Below are 25,167 nucleotides of genomic sequence, written 5' to 3' on the forward strand. Positions count from 1 at the left end.
CCGGCCGCCGCTCAGTGCCGCGGCAGCGGCGTCAGGCCGGTCCAGTCCATCTGCAGGCGCGCGCGCAGCAGATCCAGCCCGTTGCCCAGCGGGTTGTCCGGGTCCCAGACGTTGGGATCGGGAGAGGCATCCAGTGCAGGTGGTGGCGGCGCCGCGGCGTGCCACGCCGCCAGGTTCAGTCTCAGTCCGCCCCGGTGACGGCCGGCCTCGGGCGGCAGTTCCTGCGCGCCCACCACCCGCACCTCGGTGGGCTGGAACCCCAGCCGGAGGGCGCTCGCCAACAGTTTGGCGGCGATGTCGCAGATGGCCAGTTCCCGCCAGGTCAGTGGCAGCTCGCAGGGCAGCAACTGGAATTCGCGGCGCAGCTCCTGCCGCAGGTGGGCATGGATCTGACTTTCCGGTCGCTGCACGGCCGGGTCTGCGCTGACCTCCAGCGGCGTTGCCGTTTCCACTTCGTGCAGGTAGTGCACCAGGTGTACGGTGCGCTGTTCGTCGGCGCTGAACGGCCCCGCCTGTGACCCCGGCACCGGCGTCACCAGGCGCAGGTAGTTCTGGGCCATCGGCCAGTCGCTGGTCCGATCCGATGGCGGCGGGGTCCGGGTGACGGCCGGGACGTTCCTGACCGAGTGCAGCAGGTTGTTCAGGGCGTTGCAGATAAGGGAACGTTGCTGCGGCGGCAGCGAGGTTTCCAGGCGATGGCGCAGCATCGGGGTCAGTGCATCCGGGACGGCGGTGGCAACGGGCATGGCGGACTCGGCAGCGGGTAGGTCCCTTCACGCTGCCCGGCCTTGGCCCGTGCGACAAGCGGCAACCACGACGCCCCACTGTCGGTTGCGCCCGGTTCGAGCCGGGGGCTGCCGCACCGGGTTCATCCAACCGCTACACTGCCGGTTGCGCTTGCGGAAACATGCCTGTGGTCTCCAGCTGGATCCTGCTACTGGTGTCGGTGGCCTACGCCGCATTGCTGTTCGGCGTGGCCTGGTGGGGCGACCGCCGGCCGATGTACCCCAACCGCCCGTGGCTGCGCCCGGTGGTCTACAGCCTGGCACTGGCGGTGTACTGCTCGTCGTGGACGTTCTACGGCGCGGTGGGCACGGCGGTGCGCAATGGCATCGGCTACCTGCCCATCTACCTGGGCCCGCTGCTGCTGCTGCTGTTCGGCTGGCGCATCATCGAGCGCCTGGCGCTGATCGCGCGCAGCCAGAACGTGGTCTCCATCGCCGACTTCATCTCCTCGCGCTTCGGCCGCTCGCGCCGCCTGGCCGCGCTGGTGGCGGTGATCGCGCTGATCGGCATCGTTCCCTACCTGGCGCTGCAATACAAAGCCGTGGCGATGAGCCTTCAGGTGCTGACCGGCAGCGTCGGCCCGACCGGCTGGTTCAGCGACCCGGCGCTGTACGTGGCGCTGCTGATGGCGCTGTTCGCCACCTTGTTCGGCACCCGCCAGGTCGACGCCACCGAGCACCACCACGGCATGATGCTGGCCATCGCGCTGGAATCGATGATCAAGCTGATCGCCATGGTGGCACTGGGCCTGTTCGCCTACCTGTGGCTGGCCGACCGCGGCGAAACCGTGGTGCGCAGTGCGCATACGCTGTTCACCGGATTGCCGCCGGTGGGCTTCATCTCGCAGACCCTGCTCAGTTTCCTCGCCATCGTATGCCTGCCGCGCCAGTTCCACGTGGCGGTGGTCGAATGCGGTGACGTGCGCGATGTGCGCCGCGCGCGCTGGATGTTCGGCGGCTACCTGATCGTGATTTCGGCGATGGTGATTCCGATCGCCACCGCCGGCGTGACCCTGTTCGGCACCGGCGGCAGCATCGCCGACGACAGCATGGTGCTGGCCCTGCCGCTGGCCGAGGGGCGCAAATTCCTGGCACTGGTGGCTTACGTGGGCGGGTTCTCGGCCGCCACCGGCATGGTGATCGTGTCTTCCATCGCGCTGGCCACCATGGTCAGCAATGACCTGGTGATGCCGGTGCTGCTGCGCCGCAGTGGCGACCACCAGGAAGGGGCCGACGTCGCCTCGCGGGTGCTGTGGATCCGCCGCATGGCGATCCTGCTGCTGGCGCTGGCTGCATACGGCTACTACCGTGGCAGCAGCAACGACAGCACGCTGGCGTCGTACGGGCTGATGGCGTTCGCGGCCGTGGCGCAGTTCGCGCCGGGCCTGATCGGCGGCCTGTACTGGCGCGGGGCCAGCCGTCGTGGCGTGGAAACCGGCATCCTGCTCGGCTTCGGCACCTGGATCTACACGCTGCTGCTGCCGGCACTGACCCACGCCGGCTGGATGGATGCCCAGTGGCTGAGCGACGGCCCGTTCGGCATCGTCTGGCTGCAGCCGCAGCGCCTGTTCGGCATGACTGGCTGGGACCCGCTCACCCACGGTACGTTCTGGTCGCTGCTGGTGAATGCCGGCGCGATGCTGCTGGTGTCGGTGCGCTGGCGCCCGGGCGTGGACGAGCGCCTGCGCGCCGCTCCCTTCCTGGACCCGTATGCGGAGCGCCCGTCGGTGGCCGGTGCCTGGCCGGGCCATGTGCACGTGGGCGACCTGCTGGCGCTGGCCTCGCGCGTGGTCGGCGACCGCCATGCGCGGCGTTCGTTCTTCGAACAGGCGCAGTCGCTGGGCCGCGAGCTGCAGGCTTCGGCCGCCGCCGATCGTGCCTGGGTGCAGTTCACCGAACGCCTGTTGGCCGCCTCGATCGGTGCCGCGTCCGCACGCCTGCTGCTGACCAGCCTGCTGCGGGGTTCGGGCATGGACCTGGGCGAAGTGGTGGCGGTGCTCGACGAAGCGGGCCAGGAACTGCGCTTCAACCGCGAGATTCTGTCCACCACGCTGGAAAACATCAGCGCCGGGGTCAGCGTGGTCGATCCGGAGATGCGCCTGACCGCCTGGAACCGCCGCTACCAGCAGATGTTCGGCTACCCCGACGGCATGCTGTACGTGGGCCGCCCGGTCGCCGACCTGATCCGCTACAACGCCGAACGTGGCGAGCTGGGCGAAGGTGACATCGACGTGCAGATCAACCGCCGCATCGGCTACATGCGCGCCGGTTCACCGCACATCTTCGAGCGCACCCGCAGCGATGGCCGGGTGATCGAGATGCGCGGGCAGGCGCTGCCCGGCGGTGGCTACGTCACCAGCTACAACGACATCACCGATTACAAGCACGCGGAAACCGCGCTGCTGGAGGCCAATGAGACCCTGGAGCAGCGCGTCGCCGAACGCTCGCACGAAGCCGAAGTGGCGCAGCAGTCCAAGACCCGCTTCCTGGCCGCGATCAGCCACGACGTGCTGCAGCCACTGAATGCGGCGCGCCTGTTCGCCTCGGCGCTGCGCGACAGCCACCACAACAACGACGAGCAGCGCCACCTGGCCGAACGCGTGGACGCCTCGCTGCGTGCCGCCGAAGAACTGCTGGACGGGCTGCTGGACGTGTCGCGGCTGGATGCCGGCGGCCTGCACCCGGTGATCGGCGATTTCGACGTGAGCCTGTTGATGCGCGAACTGGCCGCACAGTACTCGCCGGTAGCCGCTGGACGCGGCCTGCGCCTGGACCTGTTCGCGCGGCCGGCGTGGGTGCGTAGCGACCGCCGCCTGCTGCGCCGGGTGCTGCAGAACTTCCTGGCCAACGCGCTGCGTTACACCCGCCAGGGCCGCATCGTGCTGGCGGTGCGCCATCGCTGCGACGAGGTCGAGCTGCAGGTGTGGGACACCGGGCCCGGCATTCCGGAGCACCACATGCAGCAGATCTTCAACGAATTCCATCGCTACCAGCAGCCATTCGACTGGGGCGAGCAGGGGCTGGGCCTGGGCTTGTCGATCTGCCAGCGCATCTCGCGCCTGCTCGACCACCGCCTCAACGCGCGCAGCCGGGTAGGCAGCGGCAGCATGTTTTCGATCCTGCTGCCGCGTGCGCAGGTGCCCGAGCTGCCGCCCAGTGATGCGCCGGCGACCGTGCCCGAGCACAGCACCCGCACCGATTCGCTGGCCGGCATGCGCGTGCTGTGCGTGGACAACGACCAGGAAATCCTCGATGGCATGCGCGCGCTGCTGGGCCGCTGGCAGGTGCAGGTGATCACCGCCAGCACCGTGGACCAGGCACTGGAAGAAGTGCAGGCACAGCCGGATGTGATGCTGGTGGATTACCACCTGCATGACCGCCTGGATGGGTTGGATACGCTGGTGGCGCTGCGCGAGCGCGCTGGGCGCGACATCCCCGGGGCACTGCTTACCGCCGATGGCCGCGACGAGCTCAAGCGCATGGCGCGCGAGCGTGGCTACCGCCTGCTGACCAAGCCGATCAAGCCGGCGTCGTTGCGTGCCTACCTGGCCGCACACTTGACCTTGAAAGGTTGAAGCCGACAGGCGCGCGACTGCCGCGCCGTCGCGATGTCTATGCTGCGCAGCCGTTTCTTTCGCTGCGGAGCTGCCGTGCCCCTTCCCTCGTTGCGCTCCATTTTCGCCACCCCGCTGCATTCCGCATGGGCGGTCCCGCTGGCTTGCAGCGTGGGTGCAGGGGCCGGCGCAGCGGTCTCACTGGCGTTCCGCGGTTGCACCAACCTCGTTCCGGACGCGCTGGTCGGTGGCTGGTTGGCAATTGGTTGGACCAATGTGCAGCGCTACCTGGATCCGGGCAGGGCGATGGCGCAGTTGCAGCCACATGAGCGTGCGCTGGTCGATTACCCGGCCGTGCGCCAGCGGCTGCACGAGGTGGGTACCAGCGTGGATGACCTGGACGCGCTGAAATCGCTCGCTGGCCAGCTTGAACGGGAGTTCGGCCGGATGATCACCCAGTTCAACGCCTACTGCCACAGTCGCGAGGTATCGCCGAATCCGCTCATGGCCGGCGTCATCCGTCACTTCTACCTGACCCACTGCGGCGAGCGCGGCATCGTCCTGTTGAGCAGGCTCAGCGCCACGGCTTGTTATCTGGTTGCCGCCCATGCGGAGCAGGGCAGCGCGATTGCAGACGGGCTAAGCCAGAAGGGCGTAACCGCCGGCACGGTATTGCGCAGGCTGCGCTGCCCGTACCTGCGGGTGGACCTGGCCAACGAAACCCTGCACGGTGCGCAGTCGTTCACCACCAATGAATCCCATGGCGAAATGCGGGTGTGTGCGCATCCATCGCCCTTCGAGGTCGGCCCGCTGGTGGAAGTGACCAACCGGCGTTCGACCGGCCAGCACGGCGCACCGCGCGCGGCACCGCCACCCTTCACGCAACGCACGGCCAGTGGCAGTGCGACGCCGGCAGCGGAGGTGGTGGCATCAGTCGGCCAGGCCCGCAGCAAGGTCTGCCGCGGCCCGCTGCTGCGCGCCAAGCTCCTGGGGTTGGCCGCCGACAGCCGCACCTGGCGGGAACTGAACCGGATCGAGGATGACCTCGCCGCCAACCGTCCCTGTGGTCATCCGGTCCGCTACCACGGCGAGCATTACCAGGCCAACGACATCCACTGGGAAGGGCGGCAGAGCCCGGGCCGCAACGCGTGGCGGCTGCTGCACCGTAAAGGGCAGGGCGGGCACGAGCTGGTGGACATCGTCGACTACCACCGGCCCCGCACGTGACGCCGGCAGTGTGCGTGCCGCGCCCTGCCCGGCAAGCATTCAGCCCACCGCGCCGCTGAGATGTTCGTACAGGATCGCACTGCCCACGATGATCAGGATCACACCGCCGATGATCTCGGCACGCTTGCCGACCAACTGGCCCAGTACCCGGCCCAGCATGATGCCGCCGGTGACCATCACCAGCGTGCACAGCCCGATCACCGCGGCCATCACGCCGATATGCACATCCAGGAAGGCCAGGCCCACGCCCACGGCCATCGCATCGATGCTGGTGGCGAAACCGGTGACGGCCAGGTGCCAGAAGCCGTGATGTCGGCCGGGGTCTTCATCGGCCGCTTCCTTGTCCGGCCGCACCCCGTTGATGATCATGTGCACGCCCAGCGCACCCAGCAGCACGAACGCGATCCAGTGGTCGAACGCTTCCACGTAGGAGGAGGCAGCGCGGCCGAGCAGCCAGCCGATGACCGGTGTGATGCCTTCGATGACACCGAAGATGAGGCCGGCGCGCAGGGCATCGGCGAAGCGGGGCTTGCGCATGGCCGCGCCTTTGCCGACCGCTGCGGCGAACGCATCGGTGGACATGGCAAAGCCGATCAGCAACATCGAAATCGGGGACATCGGAACTCAGCGGGAAACCGGCTGCCGCAGGGGACGCGAAGCTTAGCACCGGGATTGCGGTTCACCGCCCAAACCGGCGAATTGCGCAGGGAATGCTGGAATGTATAGCTGCGGCTATAACGCCTACGGCGTTACCGCTTCAATCCTCTTCCGGCGGCAACACCAACGGCTCGTCATCCAGTGTCAGCTTGCCGGCCATCAACACCGCCTGGGTGCGGTTGGTGACGCCCAGCTTGCGCAGGATCGCGGTCACATGGGCTTTGATCGTCGCCTCGGACACATTGAGGTCATACGCGATCTGCTTGTTGAGCCGCCCGGCACCGAGCATCTGCAGCACCCGGAACTGCTGCGGGGTGAGCTCGCGCAGGCGCTGGCCCACCTCGCGCTCCTCACGCCCGGTCGGCGGCACGTTGTGCGCTTCCGGCGGGGCCCAGGTTTCGCCATCGAGGATCGTGCCCAGCGCATGGCCGATGGTGTCCGAGTCGGCCGACTTGGGAATGAACCCGAACGCGCCATGATCCAGCGCGCGCCGCATCACGGTGGGCTCTTCGCGCGCGGACACCACCACGACAGGGAGCTGCGGGTGCAGTGCCCGCATATGCACCAGCGCGTTGAAACCCTGCGCACCGGGCATGTTGAGGTCCATCAGGACCAGGTCGGCATCGGCATGCTGGTCGGCCAGCTGGTACAGCGCTTCCACGCTGTCGGCTTCAAACAGCTGCACGCCCGGCATCACCCGCTGTACCGCGCCGCGCAGCGCTTCGCGGAACAGGGGGTGGTCATCGGCAATCAGCAGGGTTGTCATGGAATCCGGGGGATGGAAGGAATCATCGGGCATCGCACTCACGCGCAGGAACAGAATCCAGTGGCCGCCAGCGCCCTCCAACGCGGGCGGCCCCGAGGCGCTTTCCTGCGCCGTCCAGAGCGTTACTTCACTTTACGCTCTTCGACCAGCGAGGCCACCACGGAAGGATCAGCCAGCGTCGAGGTGTCACCAAGCTGGTCGGGCGCGTTCTCGGCGATCTTGCGCAGGATGCGGCGCATGATCTTGCCCGAGCGCGTCTTCGGCAGGCCTGGCGCCCACTGCAGGTGGTCCGGCGAGGCGATCGGACCGATCTCCTTGCGCACCCACGCCACCAGCTCTTTCTGCAGTTCATCGCTGGGCGTCTCGTCCGCCACCAGGGTCACGTAGGCATAGATGCCCTGGCCCTTGATGTCGTGCGGGAAGCCGACCACGGCCGCCTCGGCCACCTTCGGGTGGGAGACCAGCGCGCTTTCCACTTCGGCCGTACCGATGCGGTGACCAGACACGTTGATCACGTCGTCGACACGACCGGTGATCCAGTAGTAGCCGTCTTCATCGCGACGGCAGCCGTCGCCGGTGAAGTAGCTGCCCGGGTAGGTGCGGAAGTAGGTGTCGATGAAGCGCTGGTGGTCGCCATAGACGGTGCGCATCTGGCCCGGCCACGAATCGCGGATGATCAGGTTGCCCTCGGTGGCACCGTCCTTGATCTCGCCATCGGCATTGACCAGCGCCGGCTGCACGCCGAAGAAGGGCAGGGTGGCCGAACCCGGCTTGAGATCGATGGCGCCAGGCAGCGGCGAAATCAGGATGCCGCCGGTTTCGGTCTGCCACCAGGTATCCACGATCGGGCAGCGGCCATCGCCGACCACGTCGTAGTACCAGCGCCAGGCTTCCGGATTGATCGGCTCGCCGACGCTGCCCAGCAGGCGCAGCGAGGCACGCGAGGTGCGTTTGACCGGCGCATCGCCTTCGCGCATCAACGCGCGGATCGCGGTGGGCGCGGTGTAGAAGATGCTGACCTGGTGCTTGTCGATCACCTGCCAGAAACGCGAGGTGTCCGGGTAGTTCGGCACGCCTTCGAACATCAGCGAGGTGGCGCCGTTGGCCAGCGGCCCGTACACGATGTAGCTGTGCCCGGTGACCCAGCCGACGTCGGCGGTGCACCAGTAGATGTCCTCTTCGCGCAGGTCGAACACCGCCTCATGGGTGTAGGCCGCGTACAGCAGGTAACCGCCGGTGGTGTGCAGCACGCCCTTGGGCTTGCCGGTGGAACCGGAGGTGTAGAGGATGAACAGCGGATCTTCCGCGTTCATCCGTTCCGGTTCGCACTGCGCCGGCTGCGGGTCCACCACATCGTGGAACCAGCGGTCGCGCGGGGCCTGCATGTCCACCGCGCCGCCGGTATGGCGCACCACCAGCACGGTTTCCACCGTGGTGGTGCCGGGCAGCTTCAGCGCGGCATCCACGTTGGCCTTCAGCGGAATCCTGCGGCCGCCGCGCAGGCCTTCGTCGGCGGTGATGATCAGCTTGCTGCCGCAGTCGATCACGCGGTCGGCAATCGAGTTCGGCGCGAAGCCGCCGAACACCACCGAGTGGATCGCACCGATACGCGCGCAGGCCAGCATGGCCACGGCGGCGTCGACGATCATCGGCAGGTAGATGGTGACCCGGTCGCCCTTCTTGACGCCCAGGTTGCGCAACGCGTTGCCGAGCCGGCAGGTGCGCTCATACAGCTCGCGATAGGTCACGCCCTGGGCCGGTGCATCCGGGCTGTCCGGTTCGAACAGCAGGGCGACCTTGTCGCCGCGCTGTTCAAGCTGGCGGTCCAGGCAGTTCACGCTGGCGTTGAGCTCGCCATCCTCGAACCACTTGATGCGGAAATCGTCGAGCTGGTAGCTGACGTTGCGGATCGTTGACGGCTTTTTGTACCAGTCCAGCCGCTCGGCGGCCTTGCCCCAGAACGCGTCGGGGTTGTCCACCGATTCGCGGTAGAGCTGCTGGTAGGTGTTCTTGTCAATGCGCGCCTTGGCGGCAACGTCCGCCTTGACGGGGTAAAGATCGGCCATGGCACCCTCACTTGCACTAGGACTGGGTTGTGCGATCGCAGCATAACCCGCGATTGTTCCTGCCCAGTGTGCCGCATCCACCGCCTCGCGCGGTATGCAACTGCTTAGACCTTCGTAGTAAAGCGCAGAGCCACGCCCTGCGTGGCTGCACCCTATCGGACCGGCGCGTACCGACCAACGGTCGGTACCTACTCAGCTGCCTGCGGCATCTGCTGTCCGCCTTTGGCGTCCAGGTATCCGCCCCGGCGGGGCGGATACGACCAATTGCCAATAGCCCAGGTGCGTCAACCGGCCGCACGCTCGGCTGGACCGTGACCCCACACGCGGCGATCACTTTGCCACCCGGGAGAGAGGGCAACATGAGTACCCGTATGTTGAAGACCATGCGCAAGCCGTTGGCGACCTGCCTGTTGGTCGCGTTGATAGCGCCTGGCATGGCGTTTGCCGAAACCGCCAAGGAGAAGCAGCTGGAAGCGCGCGTTGCCGAACTGGAACGCCAGGTGCAGCTGCTGCTGTCCACCACCCAGCAGCAACAGACCCAGATCAGCCAGGCGCAGACCGACGTGACGGCGGTGAGGACGGTACAGGCCCAACAGCCTGCCGGTGCCACCGTGCCTGCCGGCAAGCAGCCGATCCAGGTCACCACCATCACCCCGGGCGCCGCGCCGGGTACCACGGTCAAGATCGGCGGCTTCATCAAGGCCGACTTCCTGGCCACCCAGACCGGCGATGGCCAGCTGGCCGACGACGCCACCGGCCGCGCGCTGTACCTGCCGGGCCAGACGCCGGTGGCCGGTGCCGGCGGCAGCGGCGAGCGTTCGGACGTTGACTACAACGCCCATGCCAAGTTCTCACGCTTCAACCTGGGCATCGACAACGTCAGCGATGCCGGCAACAAGTCCGGCGCGTTCTTCGAGATGGACTTCTTCGGCAACTCGCTGGGCAACCAGACTGCCACCAATACCTACGGCGTGACCCTGCGCCATGCGTACATGTATTGGAACAACTGGATGGCTGGCCAGACCTGGTCGAACTTCATGGACGCGGCCTCGCTGCCGGAAGCGGCCGACTTCGTCGGTCCCACCGACGGCGTGCTGTTCGTCCGCCAGGCGCAGATCCGCTACACCAACGGCGGCTTCAGCGTCGCGCTGGAAAACCCGGAAACCACCACGCTCACCGGTACCCGCAACCCGGTCACCGGGGCGTGGACCAACGTGGCCAGCAACAGCGACCGCGGCTCGCTGCCGGACCTGACCCTGCGGTATGGCTGGAAGGGCGATTGGGGCACCTTCGGTGTCGGCGGTATCGTGCGCCAGCTCAAGGTCGACAACCAGGCCACCGGCGCCGACGCAGACAAGATCGGCGGCGGCCTGACCCTGGGCGGCAAGTGGGTGATGGGCGGCAGCGACCAGCTGCACTACCAGGTCAGCGGTGGTGAAGGCATTGCGCGTTATGTCGGTCTCGGCGTCACCGCCGACACCGCCTACGACGTGGCGCAGGACGAACTCAACCCAACCGGCGTGCTGGCCGGCTATGTCGGCTGGCGCCACGCCTTCACCCCGAAGCTGCGCACCAACCTGATCTACGCACGCAGCGATTACGACAACGACAGCGTGCTCGGCCCGTTGGTCACCAAGAGCGTGCAGAGCATCCGCGGCAACGTCTTCTACACGCCGATGCCCAAGGTCGATATCGGCGCGGAGTACATGTACGGCGTACGCGAGATCGAAGACGGCCGCAAGGGCGACATCAACCGCGTGCAATTCACCACGAAGTACAGTTTTTAACCATTAAAACGAATGCCGGCCCACGGGTCGGCGACACATGACGAGCGCCGACCAACGGTCGGCGCTACCGAGGGGAAGCGTCTTATGTCCACCACACCTGTACCTGCAAAAGCGGAACTTACCAAAGGCCACAAGAAGGTCATCTTCGCGTCCAGCCTTGGCACCGTATTCGAATGGTATGACTTCTTCCTGTATGGCTCGCTGGCAGCGATCATCGCCAAGCAGTTCTTCAGCGGGGTCAATGAAACCACGGGCATGATCTTCGCCCTGCTGGCCTTCGCGGCCGGCTTCTTCGTGCGTCCGTTCGGCGCGGCTTTCTTCGGTAGCCTCGGCGACCGCATCGGCCGCAAGTACACGTTCCTGATCACGATCCTGATCATGGGCATCTCGACCTTCCTGGTCGGCGTGCTGCCCAACTACGCATCGATCGGCTTCGCCGCTCCGGTGATCCTGATCGTGCTGCGCCTGGCCCAGGGCCTGGCGATGGGCGGTGAATATGGTGGCGCGGCGACGTATGTAGCCGAACATGCACCGGCCGACAAGCGTGGCCTGTACACCAGCTTCATCCAGTGCACGGCCACGCTCGGCCTGTTCATGTCGCTGCTGATCATCCTGGCCTGCCGCTACTTCCTCGGCAACGAAGCGTTCGAAGCCTGGGGCTGGCGCATTCCGTTCCTGGTCTCCATCGTCCTGCTGGGTATTTCGGTGTGGATCCGCCTGCAGTTGAGCGAGTCGCCACTGTTCCAGCAGATGAAGGCCGAAGGCAAGGGTTCCAAGACCCCGTTCCGTGACAGCCTCAAGGGCGGCAACCTCAAGCTGATGCTGCTGGTGCTGCTCGGCGCCGCGGCCGGCCAGGCCGTGGTGTGGTACGGCGGCCAGTTCTACGCGCTGTTCTTCCTGAGCAGCATGCTGAAGGTTGATGCCACTACGTCCTACCTGCTGATCGCCGGCGCGCTGGCCCTGGGTACGCCGTTCTTCATCTTCTTCGGCTGGCTGTCGGACCGCATCGGTCGCAAGAAGATCATCCTGGCCGGCTGCCTGTTGGCCGCGGTGACCTACATTCCTGTGTTCAAGGGCCTGACCCACTTCGCCAACCCGGCCATCGAAGAAGCCCGCAGCAGCTCGCCGGCACTGGTGATTGCCGATCCGGCCACCTGCTCGTTCCAGTTCGATCCGGTCGGCCTGCGCAAGTTCACCAGCTCCTGCGACGTGGCCACCGCCGCGCTGACCAAGGCCGGTGTGCCGTACGACGTGCAGCCTGCCGCCGCCGGTTCGCTGGCCCTGGTAAGCGTGGGCAGCACCCAGGTGACCTCGTTCGAGGCCGCTGGGCTGACCAAGGATGAGCTCAAGGCCAAGGGCGATGCCTTCGGTGCAGAACTGAAGACGGCACTGACGACTGCGGGTTACCCGGCCAAGGCCGACAACGCCCGCATCAACATCGCCGGCACCGTGTTCATGCTGTGGCTCCTGGTGCTGTACGTGACCATGGTCTACGGCCCGATCGCGGCCTACCTGGTCGAGCTGTTCCCGACCCGCATCCGCTACACCTCGATGTCGCTGCCGTACCACATCGGCAATGGCTGGTTCGGTGGCTTCCTGCCGGCGATCTCGTTCGCGCTGGTGGCCGGCACCGGCAACCTCTACTACGGCCTGTGGTACCCGATCATCATCGCGCTGATGACGGTCGTGGTTGGCGGCCTGTTCCTGCACGAAACCAAGGGTGTGGACATCACCAAGTAACCCGGTGATGGCGTGAACCGGAAGGGCCGTGGCATTGCCACGGCCCTTTTTGTCTGGTGCGCCGGGATCCGCCCGTTTGAACAATCGGAATGCCGGATGCCGGATGCCGGATGCCGGAATGCCGGAACGACGGAACGACGGGGCGCCGGTAGGGTCGCATCCCAATCGACCGCCGATACGATGACCACGGGCGACGAAGGCATGACCGTAGATCGGAATCGCGCTCTGCACGTCAACATCAAACCCGCCTCGGCAACGGTCATGCCCCAGCCGTGCCGATCACCGTTACGTGCGGTCGATCGGGATGCGACCCTACCGGCGGTTGCACATCCATGCCGGTATCACCGGGCATGCCGCTATAGTCGCGGCATGAGCGACGCAAATACCGATCCGAACCAGCTCTCTGAGATCCTGCGTACCCTACGGACCGCTTGGCAGGCCAACCGCCCGTCGCTGGAACAGCGGCGCGACGACCTGCACCGCCTGCGCGCCGCGCTCAAGGCGCGCCTGCCGCAGATGGCCGAAGCCATCGCCGCCGATTTCGGCCACCGCTCCACCCATGAGTCGCTCATCGCCGATGGGATGACCGTGCTCAACGAGATCGACCACCTGCTGGGCCACCTGCGCGGCTGGGCGCGCCCGCGCCGGGTCGGGGTGGGCTGGCGGTTCTGGCCGGCGCGCGCGCAGACCCGGCCGGTGCCCCTGGGCGTGGTCGGGGTGATCTCCCCCTGGAACTACCCCGTGAACCTGGCGCTGATCCCGCTGGCCACCGCCATTGCCGCCGGCAACCACGCCATCCTCAAGCCGTCCGAACACACCCCGCGCACCAGCGCCTTCCTGCACGACCTGCTGGCCGAGGTGTTCCCCGCCAACCGGGTGGCGGTGGTGCAGGGCGATGCGGCGCTGGCGTCCGCGCTGGCCGGCTCGCCGCTGGACCACCTGGTGTTCACTGGCTCCACCGCCGTGGGCCGCAAGGTCATGGCCGCCGCCGCGCAGCACCTGACCCCGCTTACCCTGGAACTGGGCGGCAAATCACCCGCCATCGTGTGCAGCGACTACCCGCTGGACAAAGCCGCCGCACGCCTGGCCACCGGCAAGTGGTTCAACGCCGGGCAGACCTGCATCGCACCGGATTACGTGCTGATCGACGGCCGCCGCCAGCGCGAACTGGTGCAGCAGTTGCAGACCCAGGTGCGGACACGCTACGGCGATTTCAGCAACGCCGACGATTACACCCGGATCATCAACGAAGGCCAGTACCAGCGCCTGGTCGGCTATCTCGCCCAGGCGCGCGAGCGCGGCGTGCCCGTGATCGAACTGGCCAGCGTAGACCCGGAGCGCGCGCGCCGGGAACGGCTGATCGTACCGACCATCGTGCTCGACCCGCCGGGCGACCTGGACCTGATGCAGGACGAAATCTTCGGCCCGATCCTGCCGGTGTGCGCCTATCCCGACCTGGATGCCGCACTGGAATCGGTGCAGGGTCGCCACCGGCCGCTGGCGTTGTATGTCTTCAGCGAACAGCGGCCGGTAGTGGAGCGCGTGCTTGGCCAGATCGTGGCCGGCGGCGTCACCGTCAACGACACCCTGCTGCATTTCGCCATCAACGGTTTGCCGTTCGGGGGCGTGGGCCCCAGCGGCATGGGCGCGTACCACGGGCGTGCGGGTTTTGACGCGATGAGCAAGCAGCTGCCGATCCTGTGGCAGTCGCGGTGGGCGGCCAGCGACCTGCTCAAGCCGCCCTATTCAAGAATTGCCGGTCTGCTGAAGGCGATTCTCCGGTAGCGCCGGCCGGTAGGCACCGGCCGTTGGTCGGTACGCAACCCCCGACCCGCTACAATGCCCCCATGAAAATCGCCTCCTGGAACGTCAATTCGCTCAACGTGCGCCTGCCGCACCTGGAACAGTGGCTCACCGCGTTCGCGCCGGACGTGGTCGGTATCCAGGAAACCAAGATGGAGGACCACAAGTTCCCCGACGCGGTGTTGGCCGGGCTGGGCTACCGCAGCGTGTTCGCGGGCCAGAAGACCTACAACGGCGTGGCGCTGCTGTCGCGTGAGCCGGCCCAGGACGTGCAGATCGGCATTCCCGGGTTCGAGGACGAACAGAAGCGGGTGATCGCCGGCACCGTCAACGGGGTGCGCATCATCAACCTGTACGTGGTCAACGGCCAGGACGTGGACACCGACAAGTACGCCTACAAGCTGCGCTGGCTTGAAGCGGTGCATGCCTGGGTGGCTTCGGAACTGGAAAAACACCCCGAGCTGGTGGTGATGGGCGACTTCAACATCGCCCCGGACGCGCGCGACGTGCACGACCCGCTGGTCTGGAACGAGAACCACATCCTGACCTCCACCGCCGAACGGGGTGCGCTCAACAAGCTGCTGCAGCTGGGCCTGCATGATGCCTTCCGCCTGCACAGCGAGGAAGAGGGCATTTTCAGCTGGTGGGATTACCGCGCGGCCGGCTTCCGCCGCAACCTGGGCCTGCGCATCGACCTGACCCTGGTTTCGGACGCGCTCAAGGCGCGCGCACTGGCCTCGGGCATCGACCGCGAGCCGCGTACCTGGGACCGCCCCAGCGACCACGCGCCAGCGTGGGTGCAGCTGGGTTGAAACCAGCAAGGCCCGGCCGATGCCGGGCCTTGTCGGCAAGGAGTACCCACCAACGGTGGGTACCTACCCTGTCAGGTTATCGAATGCTCTTACGAGTGAAGAGATTCACTATTGCCAGCAGGATCACTGCACCAATCAGCGAGAAGAGGAACGTTCGAATCGTGATCGCGTCATTGATGCCGCCGCCGAATACGAAACCGGCGATCAACGCACCCACGATGCCGACCACGATGTTCAGGATGATGCCCTGCTGCGCGTCGCGACGCATGATGATGCTGGCAAGCCAGCCCACGATGCCACCGACGATCAACCAGATGATGATGCCCATGTTGTTGACTCCCAGTGTGCGGATGAGACGGGCCCAGTTGACGGCAGGCCCCGTGAAGTCATCGTGCACTGGCCTTGCCGGGGTGTTCGCATGAGCCTGCCCGCCACGCTCGACGGCCCCTGGCGGTTCGGTCCGGTCACCGTCTGGCGCCTGCCGCACGTGCCCGGCACCCGCGGCGAGCCGCAGGCGCGGGTGCTGCTGGCCGAGCAGCTGGGTGGCAACCCGGAGGCCCTGCCGCTGCAGCGCGACCTGCGCGGCCGCCCCGAGCTGCATGGCCCGCTGGCACATATCGGCACCGGCTGGAGCCACAGCCACGGCCTGCTGCTGGTCGGCCTGGGCGAGGGCGTGCGGCTGGGGGTGGACCTGGAGCCGCTGCGCCCGCGCCCGCGCATGGCCGAAATCATCGAGCGCTTCTTCCACCCGGCCGAAGTGGCCTGGCTGCTTGGCCTGGACGACGCTGCCCGCAACCACTGGTTCTTCCGGGTATGGTGCGCCAAGGAAGCCATCCTCAAGGCGCAGGGGCAGGGCATCTCGTTCGGGCTGCATCGCCTGCAGCTGGCCCCTGGCACCGATGGCGCGCTGCACCTGGCCTGGTCCGATGCCGAACTCGGCCCGGCCCAGCGCTGGCACCTGCACGAATGGCAGGCCGCAGACGATTTCCGTGCCGCGTTGGCCTGGCACGCGCTGTAAGCGCGCCGAATCCGGGCAGCCAGCGGGCCGCCACCCTGCGATAATGGGCACATGACCGAACACAACCTCCCGGCCGGCGTGGCCGAAGCGCTCTGGCGCGGCCTGGCCGCCATGGGCCTGGATGCTGCCCTGGCGCCGCCCCTGCTGACCTACCTGGCGCTGCTCGACCGCTGGAACCGCACCTACAACCTCACCGCCATCCGCGATCCTCTGGAGATGGTCACCCGCCATCTGCTTGATTCGCTGGCGATGCAGCCGTACCTGGAGCAGGGCACCCTGGCCGACCTGGGCACCGGGCCCGGCCTGCCCGGCATTCCGCTGGCCATCGCCCGCCCGCAGCTGCAGGTGACCCTGGTGGAGAGCAACGGCAAGAAGGCCCGCTTCATGCGCGAGGCCGTGCGCCAGCTGGGCCTGGGCAATGCCCGCGTGGCCGAGTCGCGCGCTGAAACGCTGGCCGAGCCGGGCGCGTATGACCACCTCACCGCCCGCGCCATGGATACTTTGGCCGGCATCATCGAGGTGGGTGGCCACCTGCTGCGCCCCGGCGGGCGCCTGCTGGCCATGAAGGGTGTCTACCCGCACGACGAGATCGCCCGGCTGCCGGCCGGCTGGCAGGTCGAACAGGTCCTGCCGCTGCAGGTTCCCGGCCTCACCGGCGAACGACATCTGGTGGTGGTGGCCGGTCCGTGAGACATGACACGCCCCATGCCCGCATAATGCCCAGTCCCACCCCCTGCCGATGAGGCTCACCCGCATGGCCCGCATCATCGCCATCGCCAACCAGAAAGGCGGCGTCGGCAAGACCACCACTGCCGTCAATCTGGCCGCCGCCCTGGCTGCTGCGCCCAAGCGCGTGCTGCTGGTCGACCTCGATTCCCAGGGCAACGCGACCATGGGCAGCGGCGTGGACAAGCGGGAAGTTGCCGCCTCCACCTGCGACCTGCTGCTGGGCGAAAGCACCGCGGCCGAGGTCCGGGTGACCACCCCGGAAGGCTTCGACCTGCTGCCGGGCAACATCGACCTGACCGCCGCCGAGATCCAGCTGATGGACCAGGGCGAGCGCGAACAGCGCCTCAAGCGCGCGCTGACCCCGATCCAGGACGAGTACGACTTCATCCTGATCGACTGCCCGCCGGCGCTGTCGCTGCTGACCCTCAACGCCCTGGCCGCCGCCGATTCGGTGATCGTGCCGATGCAGTGCGAGTACTACGCGCTGGAGGGCCTCAGCGCGCTGGTGGAAACCATCGATGCGCTGCGCGCCAACCTCAATCCCACTCTGGAGATCGAAGGCGTGCTGCGCACCATGTTCGATGTGCGCAACAACCTCGCCAACGCCGTGTCGGCTGAACTGACCAACCACTTCGGCGACCGCGTGTTCCGCACCATCGTGCCGCGCAACGTGCGCCTGGCCGAGGCGCCCAGCCACGGCCAGAGCATTGTCGGCTACGACCGCGCCTCGCGCGGCGGCGTCGCCTACCTCGGCCTGGCCGGCGAGATCATCCGCCGCCACCACCAACGCAACACGGCCGGCAAGGCCATGGAGACCGCCTGATGAGCACCAAGCCCACCCCCGGCAAGAAACGCGGCCTCGGCCGTGGCCTCGATGCGCTGCTGGGGCCCAAGGGCGCGGTGACACAGGTGCAGGCCGCTGCGGTGGTCGAACCGCTGCCGGGTGAAGTGCTGCGCAAGCTGCCCGTGAAGCACCTGCAGCCGGGCAAGTACCAGCCGCGCCGGGACATGGACGAGACCAAGCTTGCCGAGCTGGCCGAATCCATCAAGGCACAGGGCGTGATCCAGCCGATCCTGGTGCGCCAGCTGGGCCCGGACAGCTTCGAGATCGTGGCCGGTGAACGCCGTTGGCGCGCCTCGCAGCTGGCCGGCCTGGATGAAGTGCCGGTGGTGGTGCGTGAGCTGGAAGACCGCACCGTCATCGCGATGGCGCTGATCGAGAACATCCAGCGCGAAGACCTCAACCCGCTGGAAGAAGCCGAAGCGCTGCAGCGGCTCATCAGCGAATTCGCGTTGACCCACGCCGAGGCCGCCCAGGCCGTCGGCCGCTCGCGCGCGGCGGTGTCCAACCTGCTGCGCCTGCTCGAGCTGCCGGTGGCGATCCGCCTGCTGCTGGAAACCCGCCGGCTGGAAATGGGCCACGCCCGCGCGCTGCTGACCCTGGCCCCGGAACTGGCCAGCAAGCTGGCCCAGGAAGCGGCCGACCAGGGCTGGTCGGTGCGTGAAGTGGAACACCGCGCGCAGCAGTTTGCCGCCGGCAAGGTGCCCGCTTCGCTGCGCCGCAAGCCAAGTGCGGCGACTCCGCAGGCCGATATTGCCTCGCTGGAAACCGAGCTGTCCGAATCGCTGGGCGCCCGCGTGGCGATCAACCACGGCCGCGGTGGCAAGGGCAAGCTGATCATCCATTACACCGACCTTGACACGCTGGACGGTGTGCTCGAGAAGCTCCGCGTACGCAAAGGCTGAGTCCACATTCAATGAACCCCACCAAGGTCGACCGCAACCATCTGTTGCGTCTGACCGACCTGCCGAATGTCGGGCCGGCCTGTGAGAAAGATCTGCGACTGATCGGGATCCGCGTTCCCGCGCACGTGCGCGGCCGCGATGCCTATGACATGTATGCGCAGCTGTGCATGCGCACGGGGGTCCTGCACGACCCCTGCGTCATCGATGTATTCCTGTCGATCGTGCGCTTCATGCAGGGCGAGGCGCCGCGCCCATGGTGGGATTTCAGCAAGGAACGCAAGGCAACACTGGCGCTGGAACCGCCGCTGAGCCTGTAATCGAGGGGTCCGCGCGGGGCGCATGCATGCCATGTCACCCGCGCCGTAGCACAATGGGGCATTGCATCCTCCGGGACCTGTTTCCATGACCATCCTCGTAACCGGCGCCGCGGGCTTCATTGGCGCCAACACCGTGCGTGCCCTGCTCGATGCAGGCCACGCGGTCGTCGGCCTGGACAACTACAACGACTACTACGACCCGCAGATCAAGCACGATCGCGTGGCTGCGCTGTGCCCCGAGGCCGACATCCGCGTGCTGGACCTGACCGACCGCGAGGGACTGGCCGCGCTGTTCGATGAGGTCCAGCCGTCCCGCGTGATCCACCTGGCCGCGCAGGCCGGCGTGCGCTACTCGCTGGAAAACCCGCACGCCTACGTGGACAGCAACCTGACCGGGTTCGTCAACATGCTGGAGCTGTGCCGCCATCGCGGCGTGCGCCACCTGGTATACGCTTCCAGCAGCTCGGTCTACGGCGATTCGGCCACCCCGCCGTTCTCCGAAGACCAGCGCATCGACAAGCCGCGCTCGCTGTACGCGGCCACCAAGGCCGCCAACGAGTTGATGGCCTACACCTACGCGCAGCTGTACGGCCTGCACGCCACCGGCCTGCGCTTCTTCACCGTGTATGGCCCGTGGGGCCGTCCCGACATGGCGCCGCTGCTGTTCTCGCGCGCGGTGCTGGCCGGGCGGCCGATCGACGTGTTCAACGAGGGGAAGATGCAGCGCGACTTCACACATGTTTCCGACATCGTGGCCGGTATCCTCGGCGCGCTGGCGCATCCGTCCGGCGAGGACGTACCGCACCGTGTCTTCAACCTGGGCAACCACACCCCGATCGAGCTGGAATACTTCATCGGGGTCATCGAGGCCGCCGCCGGACGCCCGGCGCAGAAGGTCTACAAGCCGATGCAGCCCGGCGACATGGTCCGCACCATGGCCGATACCCATCGCGCCAATGACGCTTTCGGCTACGAGCCGGTTACGCCAATCGAGCGCGGCCTGCCACCGGTGGTGGCCTGGTGCCGCGATTATTTCGGAGATCGCGCCTGACTCACATCGGCAGGTTCATCTTCGGATAACCTTGATTTCGGAAAATGCGCGGTCTTCTACATTCCTGGCCTTTCGCAGAGCCCGATCATGAGCCAACCCCAGTTGTCGGTCGTCGTTCCGGTATTCAATGAACGCGACAACGTGCAGCCCCTGGTCGAGGAGATCACCGCGGCCCTGCGCGGCCGGTTGGACTTCGAGATCGTCTACATCGACGACCACTCGCGCGACGACACCCTGGCCGTGCTGGAGTCGCTGAAGCGGGCCACCCCCGAACTGCGGGTCCTGCATCACGTCAGCCAGAGCGGGCAGAGCACGGCCGTGCGCAATGGGGTCAAGCATGCCCGGGCGCCTTGGATCGCCACGCTCGATGGCGATGGCCAGAACGACCCTGCCGACATTCCGAAGCTGCTGGCCGCCCGCGCAGGCGCCGAGCCGCAGGTGAAGCTGTTCGCCGGCTGGCGTGTCAACCGCCAGGACAGCGGCAGCAAGCGCTGGGCCAGCAAGTGGGCCAATGCGATCCGCGCCCGCATGCTGCGCGACGACACGCCCGACACCGGCTGCGGCATCAAGCTGTTCGAGCGCGCCGCGTTCCTGGACCTGCCGTACTTCGACCACATGCACCGTTACCTGCCCGCGCTGATGCAGCGGGCCGGATGGAAGACGGTGAGCGTGCCGGTCAACCATCGCCACCGCACCGCCGGGGTGTCCAAGTACAACAACCTGGGCCGCGCGCTGGTGGGCATCCGCGACCTGCGCGGGGTGGCCTGGCTGATCACCCGCAGCAGGCGCACCGCCGTGGACGAACGTTGATGGAACTGCACTGGCTCGACCAACCGCTGACGTGGCTGTTCTGGACCGGCCTGCACGTGACCGGCTGGAAGCTCATCGGCTACACCGGCGCGCTGATGTTCGGTGGCCGCTGGCTGGTGCAGTTCGTCGCCTCGCGCCGGGCCGGCAAGCCGGTGATCCCACGCCTGTTCTGGTACATGAGCGTGGTGGGCAGCTTGATGACGCTGAGCTACTTCCTGTTCTCGGCCAAGCAGGATTCGGTGGGCGTGCTGCAGAACCTGTTCCCGGCGTTCACCGCGCTTTACAGCCTGAAGCTGGATATCCAGCACAGGGGTTGGCGAAGGGACAAAGCGGAACATTGACGGTACCGGTACCCGAACCGTACCCGACTGGTAGCGCCGACTGTTAGTCGGCTGCTCTTCGCGGAAGGCAAAAACGACGTCCAGATCAAAACCAGCCGACTAACAGTCGGCGCTACCCGCGCCTTCGGCGCTTGGGTCTCGACCTTCGGTCGATCCCCGTCCTACGGGCTCCGCACGTAGGACCTTTGATCCATGCGCGCCGCGGATCGGGGTGCCATGATCGGGGTTTGCCGTCCCTCGGGAACCCCTGATCGTGAAATCACCGCTCGTTGCCGCGTTGCTGCTCGCCCTGGCCCTTCCTGCCCACCCCGCGCTGGCGGCACCGCCCTCGGTACCAGCTGCCGCGCCGGCCAGCCTGGCCACGGAATCGCCGGCCGACGCCGCGTTCCGCGCCATCTACGAGAAGGAATGGGCCTGGCGCCAGGCCGGTGGCGGCGAAGCCAGCGAGGACAGCGACAGTCCGGCCAACGCCACCCGCATGCCCGACGTGGGCGCGGCTGCCCAGCAGGCACGCCTGGCGGTGTGGGACGACGTGCTGGCCCAGTTGGACACGCTCGATACCAAGGCGCTGTCGGCCACCAACCAGGTCAACTACGCGATCTACCGCGACCAGGTGTTCAATCTGGCTGCCGACGTGCGCCTGCGCGGCTACGAAATGCCGTTCAATTCCGATTCCTCGTTCTGGTCCAACCTCTCGTTCATGGCGCGTCGCGAGATGAAGACCGCCAAGGACTATCGCAATTACATCGCCCGCCTCAACGACGTGCCGCGCTACTTCGACCAGCAGACCGAGAACATGCGTGCCGGCCTGAAGCGCGGTTTCAGCGTGCCACGCGCGGTGCTTGATGGCCGTGAGGTGTCCATCGCCACCGTGGCCGAGCTGAAGGACCCGACCCAGTCGCCGCTGTACGCACCGTTCAAGAAGCTGCCGGCCGCCATTCCGGCCGCCGAGCAGGCCGAGCTGCAGGCCCAGGCCCGCCAGGCCATCAGCGCCAGCGTGGTACCGGCGTTCGCCAAGCTGCGCACCTTCTTCGTCGGCGAATACGTGCCGCAGGCACGCACCACCCTGGCCGCTGAAGCGCTGCCCGAGGGCAAGGCGTACTACCAGCAGCAGATCCACGAATACACCACCCTGGACCTCACCCCGCAGCAGATCCACGAGATCGGCCTGAAGGAAGTGGCGCGCATCCAGAAGGAAATGAACGACGTCATCAAGGAAGTGCAGTTCAAGGGCAGCTTCGCCGACTTCCTGGCCTTCCTGCGCACCGACCCGCAGTTCTACGCCAAGATCCCCGACGAGCTGCTGCACCGCGCCGCGTGGATCTCCAAGCGCGTGGATGGGGTGATCGGCAAGTACATGACCCTGCCGCGCGCGCGCTTCACCATCGTGCCGGTGCCGCCGGACATCGCCCCGTTCTGGACCGCCGGCCGTGGCGGCATGGGCACCTACTGGGTCAACACCTACAACCTGCCGGCGCGACCGCTGTACAACCTGCCGGCGCTGACCCTGCACGAGTCCGACCCCGGCCACGCCCTGCAGGGCGCGCTGGCCGCAGAACAGGGCGAACAGCCCGAGTTCCGCCGCAATGCCTACATTTCCGCCTACGGCGAAGGCTGGGGCCTGTACAGCGAGAAACTCGGCGTGGAGATGGGCATCTACGAAACCCCGTATGAGGATTTCGGCCGCCTGACCTATGAAATGTGGCGGGCCGCGCGCCTGGTGATCGATACCGGCGTGCACCACAAGGGCTGGACCCGCGACCAGGCGCTGGCCTACCTGCGCGACCACACCGCGCTGAGCGAACACGAAGTGACCACCGAAGTGGACCGCTACATCTCCTGGCCGGGCCAGGCGCTCAGCTACAAGCTGGGCGAAATCGCCATCGTGCGCCTGCGCGGCGAGGCGGAGCAGGCGCTGGGCGACCGCTTCGACGTCAAGGGTTTCCACGACGCGGTGCTCAGCCAGGGCTCGGTGCCGCTGCCGGTGCTGGATGCGCAGATCCGTGCGTACATCGAAGAGCGCCGCGCGCCCTGATGTCGTGATTGGTCGGTGCCGATGTGCGCTCGCGCACGCATCGGCACATGGCCCTCAGCGTGACGATGAAAACTGCTTAGCGCATCGCAACATTGCTGCAGCGCATGATTAGGCTGGTCAGGGCGCGCCCACGGGCGCGCGTTCCCCCCACAAGGAGCCTGACCATGCTGGATGCCCTGTCCGCACTGATGCACCGCGCTACCTCCCCTGCCACCGCAGTCGTGCAGCGCCGCAACGCGACCCCTGCGCTGCTGTCGCTGCGCAATCTTCCCGACAGCCCGCCCGCGCAGACGCGCAACGCCGCCGTGTTCGACGGCGTTGTCTGCCAGCGGCCAACACCCCCCGATCCGCTGCAGCGCTTCGCGCTGCCAACGGATCAGGGCCAGACCCTCGTCGCGCTGCTGCAACTGCACCGCAGGGTCCTTGACCCCGATTACCACCTGCCGTTCCCGGCCCCGGAGCGCGCCGCGCTCGACAGCTTCTTCGCCCGGCGCGCACAGTTGGCCGACACCGCACTCGGCACCCCGGTGCCATCCAGCGCCGGGCGCGATCCGTGGCCGGGGCTGGCCCCGGTCCGCACGCACGCACAGCTCCTGCGGCAGCTGCTTGATGGCAGGAAGGGGCTGGTGATCGGCGAGGTCCATGCAGCCCGCGCCGGAAAGTCCCTGCTGATCGGCCACATGCCGCTGCTGCGCCACCTCGGTGTGGACACCCTGTATCTCCAACACCTGCAGGGGGACATCCACCAGGCCGACCTGGACCAGCTGCACCGCACCGGGGTGGTTTCGCCCGCACTGGGCCGGTTCCTCGCCGGGCAGGACCAGGGGCACATGACCGATGCGGCCAGCGGTGCGACGTTCCGCAACCTGGTCGACGCAGCGTTCAATGCCGGCATCCGGGTCGTGGCGCTTGACCTGATGACGAGCTACCACCTGCGCGGTATCGAGGATGAGGTCGGCCCGGGCGCGTCGAGCACGACGGAGATCCGGATCAAGGTGGCGAACCACGTGGCCACCCGGAGGATCGAGCACGACCAGCGCAACCAGGTCGGCAAACCCGGTCCCCAGCGCTGGGTGGCGCTGGTCGGCAATGCCCACGCCGGCAGTTTCAATGGCATCAGTGGCATTGCCGAGCGCCTCGGCGTCCCCAGCCTGCGCGTGGAGGACACAAGCCCTTGCTGGAGCAGCCGCCCGCAGGCCGGGTGCGATCCGGGCCGGACCGTGCAGGCTGATATCCGGCGCGACGGCGGCCAGCTGCAGTGCGACTACCTGCTCAAGGTACCCGCCGTCGACGGCCGTGCCCGGCCCGAGACGCCGGACCCGTGCACCGCCACCGAAGCGATGCGCCTGCGCGAAATCCGCCAGGCCATCTGCGCCCTGCCCGAAGCGCGCAGCGCATGAACGCACGGCACCGCTGCGATTGTGTAACGGACTCGCCCACGGCTACCCTGCGCCGATGATGTCCCGCCTGCGCCACCGCCTGTCGTTGCCACTCCGCCTGCTGATGCTGGGGGTGGTGCTGTTCGGCACGGCCGGTGGCGCACTGGCGTCGGCGCTGGGCGATCTGCATGCGCTGTCGCACACCGACCTCGCCGGGCTTGCGCATGCGCAATCGCATGCCGAACCGGCGAACGTGGCGGTGGCCCTGACCGATGCCGACAGTGGCCACGACAACGAAGACGAGGGCGCGCGCCTGCTGCACGCCCTGGTCCATTGCGGGCATTGCCATGGCCACGGTGGCGTGCTGCCGCTGGCGGCGTCGGCGTGGGCGCTGCCCGTCGCCCCGGCGCACCTGGTGCCGGGCGGCCTGACCGCGCAGCTGCTTGCGCAGCCGCCCGAGAGCCTGCTGCGCCCCCCGATAGCGGTGTGATGCCACGCGGCGACCTGCCGCGGCTTCACCTCTGAACCGCTTTCTGGAGATTCC

The 25,167-nt window shown here is 67.3% G+C and carries 22 protein-coding genes; 17 read left to right on the forward strand and 5 right to left on the reverse strand.

Features of this window, described 5'->3' with window-relative positions:
- Positions 1-11: 11 nt before the first annotated feature.
- The gene (locus J7J08_RS12575) at positions 12-746 is read right to left on the reverse strand and encodes a hypothetical protein (RefSeq protein WP_214906054.1); all 735 of its coding nucleotides are present in this window, start codon (positions 744-746) and stop codon (positions 12-14) included.
- Between the two features lie 167 nt (positions 747-913).
- Here J7J08_RS12575 and J7J08_RS12580 point away from each other — a divergent pair, with 167 nt between their 5' ends.
- Together J7J08_RS12580 and J7J08_RS12585 are read left to right on the forward strand one after the other, a co-directional pair.
- Positions 914-4,360, forward strand: a complete 3,447-nt coding sequence (locus J7J08_RS12580) for a PAS domain-containing hybrid sensor histidine kinase/response regulator (protein WP_214906286.1) — start codon at positions 914-916, stop codon at positions 4,358-4,360.
- 75 nt (positions 4,361-4,435) lie between these two features.
- Complete coding sequence (locus J7J08_RS12585; RefSeq protein ID WP_214906057.1) at positions 4,436-5,566, forward strand: hypothetical protein; 1,131 nt, start codon at positions 4,436-4,438, stop codon at positions 5,564-5,566.
- A 39-nt stretch (positions 5,567-5,605) separates the two neighbouring features.
- On the opposite strand, the gene mntP is transcribed toward J7J08_RS12585, so the two are convergent.
- The 3 genes from mntP to acs form a co-directional block, all read right to left on the reverse strand.
- On the reverse strand, positions 5,606-6,184 hold the full coding sequence (gene mntP, locus J7J08_RS12590) for a manganese efflux pump MntP (RefSeq protein ID WP_214906060.1): 579 nt from the start codon (positions 6,182-6,184) through the stop codon (positions 5,606-5,608).
- 139 nt (positions 6,185-6,323) lie between these two features.
- Positions 6,324-6,989 carry a response regulator transcription factor gene (locus J7J08_RS12595; RefSeq protein ID WP_214906063.1) on the reverse strand — a complete coding sequence of 222 codons (666 nt, stop codon included), beginning with the start codon at positions 6,987-6,989 and terminating at the stop codon, positions 6,324-6,326.
- Positions 6,990-7,111: 122 nt separating this feature from the next.
- Positions 7,112-9,055, reverse strand: a complete 1,944-nt coding sequence (acs, locus tag J7J08_RS12600; RefSeq protein ID WP_214906067.1) for an acetate--CoA ligase — start codon at positions 9,053-9,055, stop codon at positions 7,112-7,114.
- A 359-nt stretch (positions 9,056-9,414) separates the two neighbouring features.
- Between acs and J7J08_RS12605 the strand changes: the two genes are divergently transcribed.
- The 4 genes from J7J08_RS12605 (at position 9,415) to xth (ending at position 15,197) form a co-directional block, all read left to right on the forward strand.
- A complete protein-coding gene (locus J7J08_RS12605; RefSeq protein ID WP_214906070.1) occupies positions 9,415-10,842 on the forward strand; it encodes a DcaP family trimeric outer membrane transporter in 1,428 nt (475 codons plus the stop codon).
- Positions 10,843-10,926: 84 nt separating this feature from the next.
- A complete protein-coding gene (locus tag J7J08_RS12610) occupies positions 10,927-12,582 on the forward strand; it encodes an MFS transporter (protein WP_214906073.1) in 1,656 nt (551 codons plus the stop codon).
- Between the two features lie 369 nt (positions 12,583-12,951).
- Entirely contained in the window at positions 12,952-14,367 is a 1,416-nt protein-coding gene (locus tag J7J08_RS12615) for a coniferyl aldehyde dehydrogenase (RefSeq protein WP_214906076.1), read from the forward strand.
- Between the two features lie 62 nt (positions 14,368-14,429).
- Positions 14,430-15,197 (forward strand): exodeoxyribonuclease III, encoded by a 768-nt coding sequence (xth, locus tag J7J08_RS12620; protein ID WP_214906077.1) that lies wholly within the window; start codon positions 14,430-14,432, stop codon positions 15,195-15,197.
- Positions 15,198-15,273: 76 nt separating this feature from the next.
- Here xth and J7J08_RS12625 read toward each other — a convergent pair whose 3' ends face one another.
- Positions 15,274-15,525 carry a GlsB/YeaQ/YmgE family stress response membrane protein gene (locus J7J08_RS12625; protein WP_214906080.1) on the reverse strand — a complete coding sequence of 84 codons (252 nt, stop codon included), beginning with the start codon at positions 15,523-15,525 and terminating at the stop codon, positions 15,274-15,276.
- 90 nt (positions 15,526-15,615) lie between these two features.
- On the opposite strand from J7J08_RS12625, the gene J7J08_RS12630 reads away from it, so the two are divergent.
- The 11 genes from J7J08_RS12630 to J7J08_RS12680 all read left to right on the forward strand — a co-directional run bounded on the left by J7J08_RS12630 (position 15,616) and on the right by J7J08_RS12680 (position 25,113).
- Positions 15,616-16,215, forward strand: a complete 600-nt coding sequence (locus J7J08_RS12630; protein ID WP_214906082.1) for a 4'-phosphopantetheinyl transferase superfamily protein — start codon at positions 15,616-15,618, stop codon at positions 16,213-16,215.
- 51 nt (positions 16,216-16,266) lie between these two features.
- Entirely contained in the window at positions 16,267-16,905 is a 639-nt protein-coding gene (gene rsmG, locus J7J08_RS12635) for a 16S rRNA (guanine(527)-N(7))-methyltransferase RsmG (RefSeq protein ID WP_214906085.1), read from the forward strand.
- A gap of 64 nt (positions 16,906-16,969) precedes the next feature.
- Positions 16,970-17,767, forward strand: coding sequence for a ParA family protein (locus J7J08_RS12640; RefSeq protein WP_214906088.1), 798 nt, complete (start codon positions 16,970-16,972; stop codon positions 17,765-17,767).
- Entirely contained in the window at positions 17,767-18,690 is a 924-nt protein-coding gene (locus J7J08_RS12645) for a ParB/RepB/Spo0J family partition protein (protein ID WP_214906091.1), read from the forward strand. The genes J7J08_RS12640 and J7J08_RS12645 overlap by 1 nt, the downstream gene beginning before the upstream one ends.
- An 11-nt stretch (positions 18,691-18,701) precedes the next feature.
- Entirely contained in the window at positions 18,702-19,007 is a 306-nt protein-coding gene (locus J7J08_RS12650; RefSeq protein ID WP_214906094.1) for a helix-hairpin-helix domain-containing protein, read from the forward strand.
- Between the two features lie 85 nt (positions 19,008-19,092).
- Positions 19,093-20,058: an SDR family NAD(P)-dependent oxidoreductase gene (locus tag J7J08_RS12655; RefSeq protein WP_214906097.1), complete on the forward strand. Its 966-nt coding sequence runs from the start codon at positions 19,093-19,095 to the stop codon at positions 20,056-20,058.
- Positions 20,059-20,145: 87 nt separating this feature from the next.
- Positions 20,146-20,868: a glycosyltransferase family 2 protein gene (locus J7J08_RS12660; protein ID WP_214906100.1), complete on the forward strand. Its 723-nt coding sequence runs from the start codon at positions 20,146-20,148 to the stop codon at positions 20,866-20,868.
- On the forward strand, positions 20,868-21,209 hold the full coding sequence (locus J7J08_RS12665) for a lipid-A-disaccharide synthase N-terminal domain-containing protein (protein ID WP_214906103.1): 342 nt from the start codon (positions 20,868-20,870) through the stop codon (positions 21,207-21,209). The genes J7J08_RS12660 and J7J08_RS12665 overlap by 1 nt, the downstream gene beginning before the upstream one ends.
- Before the next feature lie 253 nt (positions 21,210-21,462).
- Positions 21,463-23,244: a DUF885 family protein gene (locus tag J7J08_RS12670; RefSeq protein WP_214906106.1), complete on the forward strand. Its 1,782-nt coding sequence runs from the start codon at positions 21,463-21,465 to the stop codon at positions 23,242-23,244.
- 164 nt (positions 23,245-23,408) lie between these two features.
- A complete protein-coding gene (locus tag J7J08_RS12675; protein WP_214906109.1) occupies positions 23,409-24,644 on the forward strand; it encodes a membrane-targeted effector domain-containing toxin in 1,236 nt (411 codons plus the stop codon).
- Positions 24,645-24,702: 58 nt separating this feature from the next.
- Positions 24,703-25,113, forward strand: coding sequence for a hypothetical protein (locus J7J08_RS12680; protein WP_214906112.1), 411 nt, complete (start codon positions 24,703-24,705; stop codon positions 25,111-25,113).
- Positions 25,114-25,167: the final 54 nt, after the last annotated feature.

It is taken from the genome of Stenotrophomonas sp. ISL-67 (assembly GCF_018612915.1).
GTDB lineage: Bacteria > Pseudomonadota > Gammaproteobacteria > Xanthomonadales > Xanthomonadaceae > Stenotrophomonas.

Excerpts from the sequence above, each read along its gene's own strand:
- J7J08_RS12575 (WP_214906054.1), bottom strand. The coding sequence starts at position 746 with ATGCCCGTTGCCACCGCCGTCCCGGATGCACTGACCCCGATGCTGCGC.
- mntP (WP_214906060.1), bottom strand. The coding sequence starts at position 6,184 with ATGTCCCCGATTTCGATGTTGCTGATCGGCTTTGCCATGTCCACCGAT.
- J7J08_RS12595 (WP_214906063.1), bottom strand. The coding sequence starts at position 6,989 with ATGACAACCCTGCTGATTGCCGATGACCACCCCCTGTTCCGCGAAGCG.
- acs (WP_214906067.1), bottom strand. The coding sequence starts at position 9,055 with ATGGCCGATCTTTACCCCGTCAAGGCGGACGTTGCCGCCAAGGCGCGC.
- J7J08_RS12605 (WP_214906070.1), top strand. The coding sequence starts at position 9,415 with ATGAGTACCCGTATGTTGAAGACCATGCGCAAGCCGTTGGCGACCTGC.
- J7J08_RS12610 (WP_214906073.1), top strand. The coding sequence starts at position 10,927 with ATGTCCACCACACCTGTACCTGCAAAAGCGGAACTTACCAAAGGCCAC.
- J7J08_RS12615 (WP_214906076.1), top strand. The coding sequence starts at position 12,952 with ATGAGCGACGCAAATACCGATCCGAACCAGCTCTCTGAGATCCTGCGT.
- xth (WP_214906077.1), top strand. The coding sequence starts at position 14,430 with ATGAAAATCGCCTCCTGGAACGTCAATTCGCTCAACGTGCGCCTGCCG.
- J7J08_RS12625 (WP_214906080.1), bottom strand. The coding sequence starts at position 15,525 with ATGGGCATCATCATCTGGTTGATCGTCGGTGGCATCGTGGGCTGGCTT.
- J7J08_RS12630 (WP_214906082.1), top strand. The coding sequence starts at position 15,616 with ATGAGCCTGCCCGCCACGCTCGACGGCCCCTGGCGGTTCGGTCCGGTC.
- rsmG (WP_214906085.1), top strand. The coding sequence starts at position 16,267 with ATGACCGAACACAACCTCCCGGCCGGCGTGGCCGAAGCGCTCTGGCGC.
- J7J08_RS12640 (WP_214906088.1), top strand. The coding sequence starts at position 16,970 with ATGGCCCGCATCATCGCCATCGCCAACCAGAAAGGCGGCGTCGGCAAG.
- J7J08_RS12645 (WP_214906091.1), top strand. The coding sequence starts at position 17,767 with ATGAGCACCAAGCCCACCCCCGGCAAGAAACGCGGCCTCGGCCGTGGC.
- J7J08_RS12650 (WP_214906094.1), top strand. The coding sequence starts at position 18,702 with ATGAACCCCACCAAGGTCGACCGCAACCATCTGTTGCGTCTGACCGAC.
- J7J08_RS12655 (WP_214906097.1), top strand. The coding sequence starts at position 19,093 with ATGACCATCCTCGTAACCGGCGCCGCGGGCTTCATTGGCGCCAACACC.
- J7J08_RS12660 (WP_214906100.1), top strand. The coding sequence starts at position 20,146 with ATGAGCCAACCCCAGTTGTCGGTCGTCGTTCCGGTATTCAATGAACGC.
- J7J08_RS12665 (WP_214906103.1), top strand. The coding sequence starts at position 20,868 with ATGGAACTGCACTGGCTCGACCAACCGCTGACGTGGCTGTTCTGGACC.
- J7J08_RS12675 (WP_214906109.1), top strand. The coding sequence starts at position 23,409 with ATGCTGGATGCCCTGTCCGCACTGATGCACCGCGCTACCTCCCCTGCC.
- J7J08_RS12680 (WP_214906112.1), top strand. The coding sequence starts at position 24,703 with ATGTCCCGCCTGCGCCACCGCCTGTCGTTGCCACTCCGCCTGCTGATG.